Source organism: Ruminococcus flavefaciens ATCC 19208, assembly GCF_000518765.1.
In the GTDB taxonomy this organism is placed as follows: Bacteria; Bacillota; Clostridia; order Oscillospirales; family Ruminococcaceae; genus Ruminococcus; species Ruminococcus flavefaciens.
Genome location: NZ_KI912490.1, coordinates 506,132 through 521,991 on the forward strand (window position 1 = coordinate 506,132; position 15,860 = coordinate 521,991).

Consider the following 15,860-nt stretch of genomic DNA (forward strand, 5'->3'; position numbering starts at 1 on the left):
AATGGGTAAATATGAAAAATTCAGGGAGGAAGCTCCCGTATTCGTATACAAGTCATACAGCATAGAGGAAACTGCCGATACTGTTGAAATCGGCTATGAATTTGAGTTCCCGGGCTTAGCTAAGTTCACTCCCGGCTGGACTTTCCGCAAGCCTGCGGATATGACAGTAAATGGTGACCTTACTTTTGAAAGACTTGTTTTCTCGCTTGGTATGGCAGAAGCCGTGAGCTACTGGAAAGCTGCCTGTTCGCCTGTATGCCGCGTAGAGTGCGGAGAGCTTGACAGCGAGCAGATACAGTGGTGGAAGAAGCTGTGGTTTCTCGGACTTGGCGAGCTTTTCTTCGTAAACGGCATAAAAGCTGATTTTGAGACCTTTGTGGAGATTGTTCCCACAGGTAGCTTTGACAGTTCACTCAAAGAGACAGACCGTCAGCCCTCAGGCTGTCTTGTGCCTGTTGGCGGCGGAAAGGACTCAGCACTCACACTTCAGACTCTTGTTGATGCAGGTATGAAGTGCAGATGCTACTCCATAAACAAACGCCGTTCTATAACTGATACGGTTACTACAGCAGGGCTTTCCGAAGATGCGCTGATAATCTCGCAGCGCCATTTTGACCGTTCACTTATCGAGCTAAACAACAAGGGCTACATCAACGGTCATACGCCATTTTCGTCAATAGTTGCTTTTTCGGCTGAAATAACAGCATACCTTAACGGACTTAAATATATCGTTCTCTCCAACGAGTCAAGTGCCAATGAGAGCACTGTAGTAGGGCAGGACGTAAATCATCAGTATTCCAAGAGCTTTGAATTCGAGCAGGATTTTCACAGCTATGAGGAGAAATATCTCCGCACGGGACAGTACTATTTCAGTTTTCTGCGTCCTCTTGCGGAGTTCCAGATAGCTAAGATGTTCGTATCTCACAGGAAGTATCTCCCCATATTCAGGAGCTGCAACCTTGGAAGCAAGGTATCTCCCGATATATGGTGCGGAGAGTGCCCGAAATGCCTTTTCGTATGCCTGATACTCTCACCCTTCCTCAGTCTTTCCGAGCTCAATGATATATTCGGCAGGGATATGCTGAATGACGAGAAAATGAAGGAATATTTCATCGAGCTTATCGGACAGTCCGAGCACAAGCCTTTTGAGTGTGTGGGTAGTATCGACGAGGTGAATTTGGCTGTTTCACTGGCGATACGCCGACTTGAACAGGAGGGGGAGAAGCTCCCGATGCTGTTTGAGGAATATAAGGTACGCGGACTTTATCACCCCGAGAGTATTGATATGCTTAATGAGAAGTGCTGCGGCTCATTCAACGAGCAGAACCTGCTGCCCGAGGAATTCAAAAACATACTGACAAAGGAAATGGAGCGTTTGCTGTGAATAAATTCAGCGAATATATAAAAGAATACACAAACGGAAAGAAGATATGCATTCTCGGCTTCGGACGAGAGGGTAAGTCCACTTACAAGATACTGGAAAAGTACGGCACACAGGCTTCTTTAGCTATTGCAGACCTTAATCCCATAGACCGTGAGGCAAACGGACTACCCGACAGTATTGAGCTTATCTGCGGCAAGGAATATCAGCAGTGCCTCGACGATTTCGATATGGTGTTCAAAAGTCCCGGAATAGTTCTCGAAAAGTCCCTCAGTGAGCTTAAATGTCAGATAACCTGTGAAACACAGGTATTCTTTGAGGTGTTCCGTGAAAAGATAATCGGTATAACTGGTACAAAAGGCAAGAGCACTGTTACTTCCATCATATACCATGTGCTGGATAAGTCGGGAGTTGACTGCCGTATCGCAGGTAATATCGGTATACCCGTATTCGATATCGCTGAGGGTATGACTCAGGGAACTGTAGTTGTCTGCGAGCTTTCCTGCCATCAGCTTGAATATATGACGGTTTCTCCGCGATATGCTGTATTCCTCAATCTATATGAGGAGCATCTCGACCACTACGGTACTATGGAGAATTACTACAATGCAAAGAAGAATATCTATCTTCATCAGCAGAGGGGCGACCTTCTCTGGATAAACAGTGAAATAGCTCCGAACTGCGATAACACGGAAGTTATACGTGTTTCAAACTCCGACAGCGAGGCTGATATATACGTTGCTGACGGCGTTGTGAACTACGAAAACGGCAGGAAGTACAATATCCCTGTTGACGATATAAAGCTTCTTGGCGTTCATAATCATTACAATATCGCTATTGCACTTGGCGTTTGCAGTCAGTTCGTGGACGAAGCGGACTTCGACAAGGCTGTACGCACATTTGATCCTCTTTCTCACCGCCTTGAATATGTGGATACTGTCCGCGGTATACGCTGGTATGACGACTCTATATCTACTGCCTGCGCAACTGCTATTTCAGCTTTGCAGAGCGTTCCGAGCGTTGGAACTATCCTCATCGGCGGCATGGACAGAGGTATCGACTATACTTCACTTGTAGATTTCCTTGCTGATTTTGAGGTTCAGGTCATCTGCATGGAGGCTTCGGGCAGGCGCGTTTATGATATGATACAGGCAAGCAGCAGCTTTAACAATAAAGACCGCGTACATTACGCCGACCACCTTGAGGACGCAGTAAAGCTTGCTGCGGAGATAACTCCCGAGGGTATGAGCTGCGTTATGTCGCCTGCGGCTGCAAGCTACGGCATTTTCAAGAACTTCGAGGAACGCGGCGATGCTTTCAAGAAGCTCGTTTCAGAAATAAAAGATAAGAACTGATTGCAGGGGCGGATATTTATCCGCCTTTTTCATGTCTTTCTATAAGAGGGTAAAAAACAGGCTTTTTTCAACGAAAAAACATTGAATATCAAAAAGATACACCTTGGGTGGAGTTGACACATATGATATGTAAATATGAGCGTCGCGACAAACATATTGTCATTTACAGTTATAAACGGGCGAGCGGAACTCGCCCCTACAGCGCGTTCATGCTACTTATTGCGTAAGGCGCGGGCTGTCGAGGACGCCAGCCCCTACGATCCTACTCACTAATAACTGATTACTATGCACTAACCGCTAAAAACTTGCCAAATAGGCTTTTATTGCTAAATTTTATGGAAACTCTTGCAATTCACAGCAACCTATGATATAATATTAACGATGGGGTCTTGAGCCCCGTAAATGAATTCTCAGGAGGAATTATATCTATGTTAACTTCAGCTACAGAAATGCTCCAGAAAGCAAGAGCAGGCAAATACGCAGTAGGTCAGTTCAATATCAACAACCTTGAGTGGACTAAGGCTATCCTTCAGACAGCTCAGGAGTGCAATTCACCTGTTATCCTCGGTGTTTCAGAGGGCGCAGGCAAGTATATGTGCGGTTTTGAGACTGTTGCAGCTATGGTTGCAGCTATGGACAAGTCTCTCGGAATCACAGTTCCTGTTGCACTTCACCTCGACCACGGCTCATACGGTGCTTGCTACAAGTGCATCAAGGCTGGCTTTACATCAATCATGTTCGACGGTTCACATTTCCCGATCGATGAGAACGTTGCTAAGACAACTGAGCTCGTAAATGCTGCTCACAATCTCGGTCTTTCTATCGAAGCAGAAGTTGGTGCTATCGGTGGTGAAGAAGACGGCGTTATCGGTAAGGGCGAGTGCGCAGATCCTGCTGAGTGCAAGATGATCGCAGACCTCGGTGTTGACTTCCTCGCAGCCGGTATCGGTAATATCCACGGTGTATATCCTGCAAACTGGGAAGGTCTCAGCTTTGAGACTCTCGAAGCTATCAACAAGACAGTAGGTGATATGCCTCTCGTACTCCACGGCGGTACAGGTATCCCTGACGATATGATCACAAAGGCTATCTCTCTCGGCGTTGCTAAGATCAACGTAAATACAGAGTGTCAGCTCGTATTTGCTGAGGCTACAAGAGGATATGTTGAGGATGGTAAGGACAAGCAGGGCAAGGGCTTTGACCCAAGAAAGCTTCTCGCACCGGGTGTTGATGCTATCAAGGCTAAGGTCAAGGAGAAGATGGAGCTCTTCGGAAGCGTTAACAAGGCTTGATCATAATAATTCCATAAATATAAAACCTGAGGACTTTGTGTTCTCAGGTTTTTCTTTTATATATTCTCGCAGAAGTCTATGATCTCAGTTTTTCGCGGTTCAACTGCTTCCTTGTACTCTATGGAGCAGAGTCCGAGACTGCCGCAGCATTCAATTTCAAGGTGACCGTAAAAGTGCTCTATAGTACCTATTATACGCTCACACTCCTTCATATTCGGCCCTGTACGGAGTGCTATGGTATAGCCCTTTTTTCCGCTGCTGAGCTTGGCATGAGGTTCATGTGTATTGCACCACGGAGTGCATCTGTCGATGAAAGCCTTGAACTGAGCAGGAACGTCAGCCCAGTATGAAGGGGCAACAGATACGATGATGTCTGCGTTCTCGAACTTATCCATAATTACATCAATGTCGTCGTGCTGAACACACTCCGCCGTATTATGACAGCTCCTGCACCCTTTGCAGAAACTGAAATTAAAGTCGTCTATGCATATACTTTCGGCAGTGTATTTACTTGTCAGTTCCTCTGTGACTATGCGGACTATCTCCGCTGTTGCGCCGTTTCTTACGGGACTGCAATTGATGATGAGTGCGTTCATAATGATACCTCCGTTTTATAATAATAAAACAGATTATAGCACAGTATAACTCAAAAGTCAATATGTAAAGGCGGTATTCATACGGAAGTTTAAGGGCTATGGCTTTTATAAATTATGAGTTAACGTAATTAATTGATGAGCGTATGAACGGGATTCCAAAGGGACTTTGTTCCTTTGGCAGAGTCCAGAGACGGCGTCTCTGGTCGCTGTTCCCAGTTTTTAAAGAACAGCGAAATAATACGAAGGCGCATCGCAAAGGGTGAATTTCAAAACAGTCCGGTGGACTGTTTTGAAAGAGGGAACGCCTTGCAAGAGAAGGCGTTCCCTACAACGGGACGTCGAGGACGCCGTCCCCTACAAAAGAGTTTTTAGCTGTTCAGTAAAGATAATGGGTCGATATACTTGCCGTTGTGAGTCATTTCGATGTGGATATGAGGAGCAAGTGAACTCTCGATATCGGCAGAACCACCAACAGTTCCTATGACATCGCCAGAATTGAGTTTGTCGCCCTCCTGTACTGCGAGGTCGGCATTGAGTCCGCAGTATTTTGTAGTATATCCGTTTTTATGGTCGAGGAGCAGAGTTACTCCCCATAACGCGTCATTCTTTACAGCTGTTACCTCTCCGCCTGCTATGGCATAGACCTCGGTACCTACCTCGGCAGCAATGTCAACACCGTTATGGGTCTGCCATGAGCCTGTAGTCTCATTTTTTACAAGCTCACTTCCGCTGAATGGTGCGATAATATTGCTGATATCGCTGACAGGCAGCCTGAGGTCTGTCATGCCCTGTGCAACTGTTTCCTCAGCTTCTGCCTGTACGGGTTCGGCAGGCGGCGGAGCGTCAACGCTTATCTCTGCGGCAGGTATAGTAACTGTGGGCGCGTCCGTAAAAACGGGTATGGTAGCGACTGCGGTAGTGACCTTGTAAGCAGGAGCAGTGGCTTTCGGTATGTTTGTAACTCGTCTGTCAACGGCAGCTTCTTGGACGATGGTCTTGTCCGCAGAAGGCTTTACTTCGGTGATCCTGTCGCCCTGTCTGTGAGCGAAAAAGCAGGCAGCACCTATCATAACGGCGCTTATGCCAAGAGCGGCATAAAATCCCTTAGAGCCTTTCGCGTAATGTTTATCGGTCAGTTCATTTTTCTTCATACTAACACCTCCGACCATATTATTGACAATTTGACGTATAATATTCATTTTTTATGTTTTAGAACTTTGAGCAGCTGTAGGGACTGCCTTTGGCAATCAGAATTATTATTGATTAATACATAGTGATTAGTAAGTGAGCATGACCTGCGCCCTTATGGTATGTTTATGTGTAGGGACGACCAATGGTCGTCCGTCAATAGCGCACAACCTTCCACAAATGTGACAAAATAAAAAGGGGACGATATAACATCGTCCCTTTGAGTTTAAAATACAAGTTTAAAATTGTCTCCGATGAAAACAGCATTATTTTCGAGACCGTTTACAAATTCACTGTTTTCCTCGTCAATCTTTTTCTGGTCATCGCCTGTAACGTCATTAAGCTTGTTCAGAATGAAGTATATTGCTAATGCACACAGTACAAGTATAACGATTTTTGGAAGAAGATTTTTTATTCTCATGTCACCACCTCCTTGTCAGTTATTTTCAGGTTCCTGCGATGTATCTGAAGAAAGCGCATTAGGATCATAAGGTAGTGTGGGTTCTGTAGGAACAGCGGCAGGATATTCTGTCCATGGCTGCTGCTGTACAGGCTGAGTCCAAGGCTGCTGGTCGTCTGCCGAAGGCTCGTTGTACTGCTCTATAGTTGCAGGCTCTGTAGTAGTTGTGGTTGTTGTGGTGGTAGTAGTCGTAGTGGAAGTTGTTGTAGTTAGCTCAGGGCGGACTTCCTCAGGGAGCTTCTGTTTTGATGGCTTGACGCCGTTAAGACCGTAGCACTCCTGATAAGCGAGGAGAAGGTCACGTATCATATACTTTGAATACTCACCGCTTTCGATAACGCCTGCAAAAGCGACTTCGGGGTTATCAGCAGGAGCAAAGCCGATGAAGAACGAGTTCTGCTCATCGAGTATCTTACCCGTCTGAGGAGTACCTGTCTTTATAGCCACATCGAAACCAAGGTCTGTAAGAGAGTATCTTGCAGGCATATTTCTTGCAGCGTCCATCATACCGCCGACAATATAATCATAGAGGTCGGGAGTATTGAGCTCTATCTGCTGAGCTATAGTCGGTTCAGTCTTTTTGATAAGTGTATCTGTACCGTATTTGTAATAGCTGTCTACCAGATATGGCTGATATCTTACACCGCGGTTAGCGATAGTATTTGCAACTACAGCCATTTGCAGGGGAGTCATACCGCAGTCCTGGTTACCGATACCTGCCTGTATAACATAACCGATATACCATTCCTGACCGTATTCGGCAAATGTCTCAGGGTTACAGAGATAGCCCTCTGCATCGCCTGTTTCAATGCCTGTATGTGAGCCAAGTCCGTAGAGCTTTGCGTACTTTGTGATATTGTCGATACCGAGCATTCTTGATACTTCATAGAAGAAGCTGTTACATGATACCTCGATAGCAGGGCGGACAGTGATATTGCCGTGGTATCCCGTACACTCGTATCGTGTTCCGTAGAACCAGTAGTCATGGGAGCAGTTGAGCGGAGTGCCGCCTGTGATTACTCCTTCATTCAGACCAGCCGTAGCAGTAATGGTCTTGAAGGTTGAACCCGGTCGGTAAAGACCATAGGTACAGCGGTTTACAAGGGGAGTATCCTTAGCCTGTAAGAAGTAGTCATAGTTTTCGGAGTAATCCTTCAGATTATAAGTGGGGGCGGTAGCCATTCCTCTTACAGCACCTGTCTTAGCGTCAAGAACGCATATAGCACCGCAGTTTCCCTTGAGTACCCACGGTTTCGGATTTATAGACGGGAATGTATTATTGAGGAAGTTATCAAGTATATTCTGGAGCTTGAGCTGATAAGCACCGTTTACGGTAAGCTTTACAGTTTCACCTGATGTGGCATCGGATATAGTCTTTACATCTCTTACCACACCGTCCTTGACAGCTATCTGTTCCTGACCGTTGAGACCTCTGAGCTCGGTTTCCATAGCGGCTTCGATGCCGTTTTTACCAAGTACATCATTGTAGCTGTAGCCCTTGTTTTTAAGTTCATCATACTCCTCAGCGTAGATAGGACCTACAGTGCCAATCTCATGGGGGAGGATATCTCCGCGGACTATTTTTCGCTCGGAAGCATCAATTGCTTCGATGCCGCGGTAGAAATTGCCAAGCTCTTTAAGGTCAACTACAGTTTTTTCATCAACGCCCTCAGCGAGGAGAAGGTCGTTACTGTAGGAGAAGTCCTTATCTATCATCTGATAGCGCATACCTGCAATTATACGTTTTTCCTCGTCGTTATACTTATCGTCGATCTCATAATCGGATATGAGCTTGTCGATGCAGTTTTCGGCAGTGGCATAAACGTTGAGGTTAAGGTCTGAGATAAGCTCATCTGTCTCCTTTGAGGTGAAAACATAAGGTTTTGTAAAGGATACGGGTATGCTTTCCTTGAATTTATAGCCTCTTTCCTCCAGTGCGCGGTAGATGCCGAGGAGAGTTTTGTTGCCCTCTTCAAGATCAGTGGGGAAGAAAGCCATTCTGAGCACCAGATCTGTTCTGGATTCGTTGGTAACTATGGTATTGCCGTCGTAGTCTATTATCTCTCCGCGAGTAGCCTTTACGCCTTTTGTATAGGTAAGAGTACCCGGCTCATACTGGTTTGGAGAGGCGATATTCTTATCGCCGACTACCTGTATCTTCATAAGTCTGAGAGAGCTCAGCAGAGCAAGCAGGACTACCAGCATGATAATGATTATGGATTTAAGGTTTTCTGCAAATCCTTTCAATGGACTGCCTCCTTTATATTTTTATGACCGCACGGTTAAGTGCGGTCCGAAATATATCATCTTTTGTTTTCTGTCTGTATATTTGTATTTATGGCTTCTTCGATAGTAAGATGCTCCTTCGGCATAAGCAGCTTGTTGACCAGCTTTATGAGAAGATATACGAAGAAGGAAGATATAACAGTGTATGCCCAGACTCTCAGGGATACCCTTACGAATATGCGTCCGACGTTTTCGTAATCCCATATCTGATAGTAGAATTTGTAATCCAGCCAGCACTGTATGTATGATACCAGAGCAGTTATCATCAGGTAATTGATGAAGCGGTTTTTCAGGTAAAGCTCAAATACAAGGTTTGCAGCTATACAGAAGAATGCAAGTATAACGGCGTTATATCCGAAAAGCTTACCGCAGCATATATCAATGAGGAAGCCGCAGAATGCTCCTGTAACAGCCGAACCGTAGATATTGTTGTTTATAGCGATACCTATGGCAAGTGGAACAAGGAGTATTGGCTTATAGAGCGTTCCCGATGTCATTATGATAAAGCTCAGGAAGATAAGCAGATAATACAGCAGCCAGCGTATAGATGTTTTTATGCGCAGGATATGCTGCTGACGGGTAGTTTTAATCCTCATGGGCTTTTCCCTCGTCCTTATCAGCCTTGTCCGATTTATCGTCCTTTTCCTCTTCCTCGTCATCGTGGAATTTACCGCTGAAATCGGTTATAACTATAACAGAGGTAAGTCTTGTAACGTCCACACACGGCTGAATATCGGCACATACGGAGAGACCGTTTGAGTCAAGACCGATGTCAAGGATAGTACCGATAGGGTAATCCTTTGGGAAAAGACCGCTTGTGCCTGTGGTTATCATAAGGTCGCCGCGCTTCAGCTTGTTCTTTTTCGGAACGTGTATAAGCTTGGTCTGACCGTTCTCAGATGAGAGTATATTGCCCTCGATTATGCCCTGATCGGCATTTGACGATGAAGCAACTGCTGCAACGGAAAGGTCGGGAGAAAGGATAGTTCTTACAGTTGAAACGTGCTTTGATACTTCGACTGTGATGCCCACAAGTCCCTCTGCGGTAACAACAGGACAGTTCACCATTATTCCGTCCTCAGAGCCGCGATCGATTGTGAAGGACTTGAACGGATCATTGGTAACGTATCCGAGAACTCCGCATGGCTGAGAGAGCTGGTAATCCTCGTTCTTTTCCTTTATGGTGACGAATTTGCGCAGCTCCTCGACTTCAGCTTTTATAGCGTCATATTCGGTAAGCTGAGCATTCAGCTCGCCGATCTGCTTTTTGAGGCGTTCGTTCTCCTCGTAATACTTGTCGGCGTTTGAAAGCTTGTCAACAGTATTCTCCATTTTCATGCTTATCCTGTTTGAAGCGGCACGAAAAGGCTTTGTGATCGTATTTATAAAGGAAGCTCCCGAAATGGAATAGCCGCCTCTTGTGACGGCATAGATCATTATACCAATAAGGAAAGCGAGAAAAGCAAGCAGGATCTTACATCTGGTGCTTTTTAAGAATTCACGCATGAAGCTCCTCCTTAATAGTACTTGACGTTTTCGGTGAGAGCGTCCTGATAATCGCTTATATTTTCGAGTATCTTGCCTGTACCCTCAGCAACGCAGTCGAGAGGATACTCTGCGATATAAACAGGCATACCTGTTTCACGGTTTATGAGCTTGTCCAGACCGCGGAGAAGTGCACCGCCGCCTGCAAGGGTAATGCCGTGGTCAATGATATCTGCCGAAAGTTCGGGAGGAGTTTCTTCAAGAGTGGACTTTATAGCGTCGATGACTCTTGAAAGGGGCTCAACGAGAGCGTCACGTATCTCGGCAGAAGTAACTGTTATATTCTCCGGGAGACCGTTGAGAAGATTTCTTCCCTTAATCTCTTGAGCTTCCTCCTTCTCGCTTGGAAAAGCAGAGCCGATATCAAGCTTGATGTTCTCGGCAGTTCTTTCACCAATGAGGAGATTATACTTTTTCTTGATATAGTTGATGATAGCTGCATCGAACTCATCGCCTGCACATCTTACAGAGCGTGAAGCAACGATGCCGCCCATTGATATTACAGCGACTTCGCTTGTACCGCCGCCGATATCAACTATCATGCTGCCTGCGGGAGCGTTTGTGGGGAGACCTGCGCCGATAGCGGCTGCCATAGGCTCCTCAATTATGAGTACGTTGTTTGCGCCTGCCTTTTTGCAGGATTCACGTACAGCACGTCTTTCAACGGCAGTAACGCCCGAAGGAATGCATATGATAACGTTAGCTTTTGTAAAAAGAGTACCCTTGAGGGCTTTTCTTATAAATTCCTGAAGCATTGTGGTAGCTATATCGAAATCGGCGATAACGCCGTCCTTCAGAGGTCTGACAGCAACGATAGAACCGGGGGTACGACCGATGACGTCCTTTGCCTCCTTACCGACATAGCGGCATTTATCTGTTCTGGTATTTACGGCAACTACTGAAGGCTCTCTTATTATTATACCTTTTCCCCTCATATATACAAGGGTATTAGCAGTTCCCAGGTCAATGCCAATATCTTTTGTAAACATTTTGCAGCTCCTTAAAATGCATTAATTCTTGTTATACACATATTATATTATATCACCAACGGGACATATGTACAAGAATTTTCGGCGAGAAAAAGCATTTCCCGACAAAATTAGTGTAATACGGTCACATAACAGTCCGCAGGTGATGAAAAACTGTCGAAAAGGACAACAGCGGTGATTATATCAGCCTGAGATGACCTTCGGAGCGGTTTTTATGTACGCATATATCGCTGCGATGATACAGATTACCTGTGCAACGCTGATATTTATGGAAAAACCGAAGGTAAGTGATATAAGGTCAGTAGCGAATGTACTCGGGGCAAGTGTGATACCTCTTGACCAGCCAAGCCATGCGAATGAACCTGAAGCAGCACTTGCGATTATACCGCCGAGTATACAGCCGCATATAAGAAGAAGCAGAAAATATAGAGTTTTTTTCATAGTAATATCTCCAATCTTTTGTAAAAACTTAGTATATATCAGATGCCTGACGAGCCGAAGCCTCCGCTTCCGCGCTCAGTCTCCGAGAGTTCGTCACTGACTTCTATCTCGGGCATTAAGATACGTGTGGGGATCACCTGTGCGATACGCATACCGTGTTCAACGGTAAAGGGTTCTTTTCCATGATTTATCAGCGGAACGAACCATGCTCCGCGGTAATCGCTGTCAACAACACCTACGCAGTTGGCAAGAGAGACTCCGAATTTTGACGAGAGCCCCGAGCGTGGGTAGATAAGCAGTGCGATATCGTCACAATCGGGCTGTGCGGTAATACCGATCGGTATCATTTTTATCTCGCCCACACCGAGAGTCACAGGCTCATCGAGACAGGCACATAGATCGAGACCTGCGCTGCCTGCTGTGGCACGTGAGGGGATAACAGCCTTTGGATCGAGTTTTTTGAAGGTAAGTTTCATATTCAGATACCTCTGTAGTATAGTCCGCGGGTGATGTTTCCCTGCGGCTTCCGCCCTGAGAGAACAGAGCGTATCATATCGTCTTCCTCGTCGGAGAGATAAGCGACACCGAAGGATATATTGCTCAGCTCGTCTGTTCTGTCAAGCATGGAGAGCTTGTCGGCGTTGAGTATCTCCACATAGTCCTTTGAACAGGCTACAGGGAGCTCTCGTCCTGTACGGTCAATGAGCTTCTTTGTGCATTTTCCGCAGCCTACTTCATTCTTTATAGGGCAGTTTCGCGTGAGCATAAGGGGAAGTCTGCCGTAAACTGCCGCACCAACAGGCAGGGATGTATTTACATGAGCGATCTGCTGTAAAGTTGCTTCAACGGAGAAAACGCAGTCCTCAAGTCCGAGACCGTTAAGGTATTCAGCACTGAAAGAGTTGAAAACATTAAGGGTGAAGCTTCCGTGAAGCTTGTATCCAAGCTTTCTGCCAATAGCGATATGATCGGGAGTATGGCAGTAAAGTCTGTTCAGCCCAATACTTTTCAGCTTTGTGAGCCTGTCTGCGAGTTTTTCCTCATGTGCAATGAAGCGCGGAGGAGAAACTATTATCTTTTCCATATCCACGGCACCGAGAAGCTCGTCATTTATCAGCTCTTCGGGAATAATGACATATTCTGAAAGAGAAGCTGCAATGACAGCCTGTCTTATTGTTCGGCAGAAAGTCCTTACAGGAAGCTTTTCGCCGATATTCGTTGCTGAGCTCTCAGGCAAACGCGGTGAATAGTCCGTTATGGTATAAGCAGGCGTATTTGCAGATATAACGCGTTCTGTGAGTTTTTCACTCACTTCGCGGCGCAGCTCGTTGAGCTTGCCTGCGGTGACTATTAGTCCATCATCTATATCAGCAGTAAGCTTTCCGAAGCTGAACACAGTATCACCAAGCTTTGAAAGCTGCTTTGTGAGCATTTCCATGTCAGTAGGGCGGTTTAAAGCATGCTGAGGAATATCTCCCTCTGCACTTGCCGAGATATCGCCGCAGGTCGCAGTGATGCGGACAGGAGTATCTTTTTTGATAACTGCGTGGAAATCAGCAGTAAAAGCCTTGCGCTCAAAGCGGTAAAGCTCGTGTATCTTTGGGATAAGCTCGTGAGCGGAAATAACATCGTCCTTTTCACGGACTCCGAACATATCAGTCCTCTGTGCGGTATAGTAGCCGTCGGTAAAGCCGCTCCGTGAAAAAACTCCGCGCAGGAGCTTCATATCGGGGGCTTCACCGTCAAGAGAAGCTTTTAGCTCGTGTACAGCCGAAGCTGCATATTCGGGGCGCTTCATGCGTCCCTCTATCTTGAATGAGTCAACGCCTATTTCGGCAAGCTCCCGTGCATAGGGCAGGAGAGAAAGGTCTTTCAGGGACAATGCGGCTTTGCTTTTATTTCCCACAGCCGAGAACGGCAGTCTGCAAGCCTGTCCGCAGCAGCCTCTGTTGGCTGAACGCGAACCTATCATGGCGGACATATAGCACTGTCCCGAGACTGACATACACAGCGCACCGTGTACGAATATCTCGGTCTCTATACCCACATTGCAGATGCGTGAAATAGCAGCTTTGTCCAGTTCACGCGCAGGGACTACCCTTGCATAGCCAAGCTCACGGAGCAGGGAAGCTCCCTCGGCAGTATGCACAGACATCTGTGTAGAGCCGTGAAGTACGGCATCGGGAACACAGCGGCGTATAAGCTCCGCACAGCCCCAGTCCTGAACGATGAATGCGTCAACTCCGCTTTGTGCAGCGACTTTGATATATTCGCAGAACTCTTCGGCTTCTTCATCGGAAATGATAGTATTCACAGCAAGATCAAGCTTTGCACCGTATTTATGGCAGAGCCTTGCGGCTTCGGCTATTTCCTCCGCAGAGAAATTGGCAGCACTGCTTCTGGCGGAAAAACGCTTGCCGCCTATGTATACAGCGTCTGCACCCGATCTGAGAGCAGCCTGTAAAGTCTCCATGCTGCCTGCGGGGGCGAGTATTTCGGCTTTATTCATTAAATGCTGTCGCTGAGCTGCTTGAGCTTGACCATATTCTCAAGCTGAACTATCTTAGACTTGAGGACTTCGATCTCCTTCTGTGCAGCGTCACGCTCTATACGTGTTCTGCCAGCCTCGTCAACATATTCCTTAGTCTGGTCACGGATACTGTCAAGGCGCTGATTAGCCTTGTTGAGGTCGTCAAGGAGAGCCATAGCGACCATTATTGAAGCAGCATAGGGTGAAGAACCGCTTGCTGCAGTAATCTCGTTGATCTTTGTTTCAAGTGCTCTTGCAAGAGCAAATACGTAATTAGGTGCTTCTGCGGTCTTTATCTTGTATTCCTTTCCGCAGATGATTACCTTAACTTCATTAAGCATAGTATCGTCCTTTCCGTGGCGTATTTTAAACCAACTTACATTATACACTATTTCTCGAAGAAATGGAAGAGTTTTTTGAAAATTTTTATTTTAGTGATAAGTTATTAGTGCATAGTGATAGTGTGAACGTTATTACAGAGCAGGATATTTCTCCCAAAATATAGAGCTGTTAAGGGTTCAATAATAACTCTCAACTCTTAATTCTCAACTTATATAAAGGCGAGTATGACACCTATCATAAATACAGCTGATATTATGATATGCGGAATACTTTCCGAAACAGCTTTGCGTATAGGTAACTGCTGTTTGAAATACCTGTATCCTATTCCGAAAAGAGCAGGCAGAAGTATAGCAACAGGGGATAACGGTCCGGGAAGTCCGGAGTCCATAGTGATAGCAAAAAAGATAACTGCAACGACCGTGAGAACTATGACTTCCATAGTTTTTACGGAATATCTCGACTTCTGCGGCTTATCATTGTTATGTGCACTGGCAAGCGTCAGCATTTCAGTTATCTTTTTCTCAGCTTCCTCGGAACTGAGCTTGCCATCGGTCAGCTCTGACGAAAGTGCGGCTACGTCAGACTGTAATCTCTCATCTCTCGTTTTTGCACTTTCTTTCTTTTCCCTTGTGCCTGTAAATATCCCTGTGCTCTTTTCCTCGGTTTCATATGGCTCGGAATTTATATCAGGAAGTTCAAAGGGATCGGGTGTTTCTTCGTCAGATGAACTGCCGTGCTTTTTCTTTTTGCTTGCACTCTGAGCCCTTGCCTGTGCAAACATTTCCTCGACTTTTGCCGCAGCTTCCTCGGAACTCATTTTCTGTCCTGAGGAGTTTCCGTCGTCGGACGCAGTGGACTTGAAGGCTGACAGTATGTCGTTAAGATCGTTATTTTCGTGCTTATCCTGCATTTTTATCAACTCTTTTCATTAAACTTTGAGTACCCGTTTTCGTATTTCTTGTCAATGTCAAAGGAGTCTATCTCTGCCTTTGAAAGATCGCTTTTTCCGTCAAAACGGTAAGATCTGCCGCTATCGGCTATAATTTCCAGAACGCAGTAGTCCTCGTCATCAATGCCGTTGGAATAGTATTTTTCATCGCCCTCATTCCAGAGAAGCTCCTTATACTCTCTTTCGGAGCGTATCTCAGCTCTTCCGTACAGGCATACGCCCTCAAATGTTGTATCATCTGAGAAGTACAGGCAGACATGATTGTTTTTTATAAGGCTATTTACATGGCTTGAACTTGTATTCGTGGAGATAAGGTGTCTGCCCAAGCCCTTGTGCCATACACAGAAAACCTTGCGAATATTCTGTCTGTTTTGTTCGTCGGTGTATCCAATTTCGGCAAATAAAGAACGGTCAATAAGTGCCATTATTTCGTTTAGTGTCATGTTTTTCACCTCGGAATTGTTTTAGTTGAGAATTGAGAGTCTGAGATAAATCAGAATTTACAA

General features: G+C 45.8%; 16 protein-coding genes. 3 read left to right on the forward strand and 13 right to left on the reverse strand.

The window, feature by feature from the left end:
- The first annotated feature begins 1 nt into the window (after nucleotide 1).
- The 3 genes from L870_RS0112325 to fba all read left to right on the forward strand — a co-directional run bounded on the left by L870_RS0112325 (nucleotide 2) and on the right by fba (nucleotide 4,028).
- A complete protein-coding gene (locus tag L870_RS0112325; RefSeq protein WP_028518397.1) occupies nucleotides 2–1,384 on the forward strand; it encodes a MurL-like N-terminal domain-containing in 1,383 nt (460 codons plus the stop codon).
- A complete protein-coding gene (gene murD, locus L870_RS0112330; RefSeq protein WP_051411550.1) occupies nucleotides 1,381–2,736 on the forward strand; it encodes a UDP-N-acetylmuramoyl-L-alanine--D-glutamate ligase in 1,356 nt (451 codons plus the stop codon). Before L870_RS0112325 ends, murD begins: the two co-directional genes overlap by 4 nt.
- 428 nt (nucleotides 2,737–3,164) lie before the next feature.
- Nucleotides 3,165–4,028: a class II fructose-1,6-bisphosphate aldolase gene (fba, locus tag L870_RS0112335; protein WP_028518399.1), complete on the forward strand. Its 864-nt coding sequence runs from the start codon at nucleotides 3,165–3,167 to the stop codon at nucleotides 4,026–4,028.
- 56 nt (nucleotides 4,029–4,084) lie between these two features.
- Here the strand turns inward: fba and L870_RS0112340 are convergent, their stop codons facing one another.
- From L870_RS0112340 to L870_RS17630, 13 genes are all read right to left on the reverse strand, one after another.
- Entirely contained in the window at nucleotides 4,085–4,624 is a 540-nt protein-coding gene (locus tag L870_RS0112340) for a flavodoxin family protein (protein WP_028518400.1), read from the reverse strand.
- A gap of 368 nt (nucleotides 4,625–4,992) precedes the next feature.
- A complete protein-coding gene (locus tag L870_RS0112345) occupies nucleotides 4,993–5,775 on the reverse strand; it encodes a M23 family metallopeptidase (protein ID WP_028518401.1) in 783 nt (260 codons plus the stop codon).
- A gap of 263 nt (nucleotides 5,776–6,038) precedes the next feature.
- Nucleotides 6,039–6,233 (reverse strand): hypothetical protein, encoded by a 195-nt coding sequence (locus L870_RS0112350; protein ID WP_028518402.1) that lies wholly within the window; start codon nucleotides 6,231–6,233, stop codon nucleotides 6,039–6,041.
- Between the two features lie 15 nt (nucleotides 6,234–6,248).
- Nucleotides 6,249–8,519: a penicillin-binding transpeptidase domain-containing protein gene (locus L870_RS0112355; protein WP_028518403.1), complete on the reverse strand. Its 2,271-nt coding sequence runs from the start codon at nucleotides 8,517–8,519 to the stop codon at nucleotides 6,249–6,251.
- A gap of 56 nt (nucleotides 8,520–8,575) precedes the next feature.
- Nucleotides 8,576–9,154 (reverse strand): hypothetical protein, encoded by a 579-nt coding sequence (locus L870_RS0112360; RefSeq protein ID WP_028518404.1) that lies wholly within the window; start codon nucleotides 9,152–9,154, stop codon nucleotides 8,576–8,578.
- Entirely contained in the window at nucleotides 9,144–10,064 is a 921-nt protein-coding gene (gene mreC, locus L870_RS17625; protein WP_051411551.1) for a rod shape-determining protein MreC, read from the reverse strand. The genes L870_RS0112360 and mreC overlap by 11 nt, the downstream gene beginning before the upstream one ends.
- Nucleotides 10,065–10,075: 11 nt before the next feature.
- Nucleotides 10,076–11,092, reverse strand: a complete 1,017-nt coding sequence (gene mreB / locus L870_RS0112370) for a rod shape-determining protein (protein ID WP_028518405.1) — start codon at nucleotides 11,090–11,092, stop codon at nucleotides 10,076–10,078.
- Nucleotides 11,093–11,275: 183 nt separating this feature from the next.
- Complete coding sequence (locus L870_RS0112375) at nucleotides 11,276–11,533, reverse strand: DUF4321 domain-containing protein (RefSeq protein ID WP_051411552.1); 258 nt, start codon at nucleotides 11,531–11,533, stop codon at nucleotides 11,276–11,278.
- Nucleotides 11,534–11,571: 38 nt separating this feature from the next.
- Entirely contained in the window at nucleotides 11,572–12,009 is a 438-nt protein-coding gene (gene dut, locus L870_RS0112380; RefSeq protein ID WP_028518407.1) for a dUTP diphosphatase, read from the reverse strand.
- 2 nt (nucleotides 12,010–12,011) lie between these two features.
- Nucleotides 12,012–14,042: a U32 family peptidase gene (locus L870_RS0112385; protein WP_037272089.1), complete on the reverse strand. Its 2,031-nt coding sequence runs from the start codon at nucleotides 14,040–14,042 to the stop codon at nucleotides 12,012–12,014.
- The gene (locus L870_RS0112390; protein ID WP_028518409.1) at nucleotides 14,042–14,404 is read right to left on the reverse strand and encodes a cell division protein ZapA; all 363 of its coding nucleotides are present in this window, start codon (nucleotides 14,402–14,404) and stop codon (nucleotides 14,042–14,044) included. Before L870_RS0112390 ends, L870_RS0112385 begins: the two co-directional genes overlap by 1 nt.
- 209 nt (nucleotides 14,405–14,613) lie before the next feature.
- On the reverse strand, nucleotides 14,614–15,315 hold the full coding sequence (locus L870_RS0112395; protein WP_028518410.1) for a DUF4405 domain-containing protein: 702 nt from the start codon (nucleotides 15,313–15,315) through the stop codon (nucleotides 14,614–14,616).
- 5 nt (nucleotides 15,316–15,320) lie between these two features.
- A complete protein-coding gene (locus L870_RS17630) occupies nucleotides 15,321–15,797 on the reverse strand; it encodes a pyridoxamine 5'-phosphate oxidase family protein (protein ID WP_051411553.1) in 477 nt (158 codons plus the stop codon).
- Nucleotides 15,798–15,860: the final 63 nt, after the last annotated feature.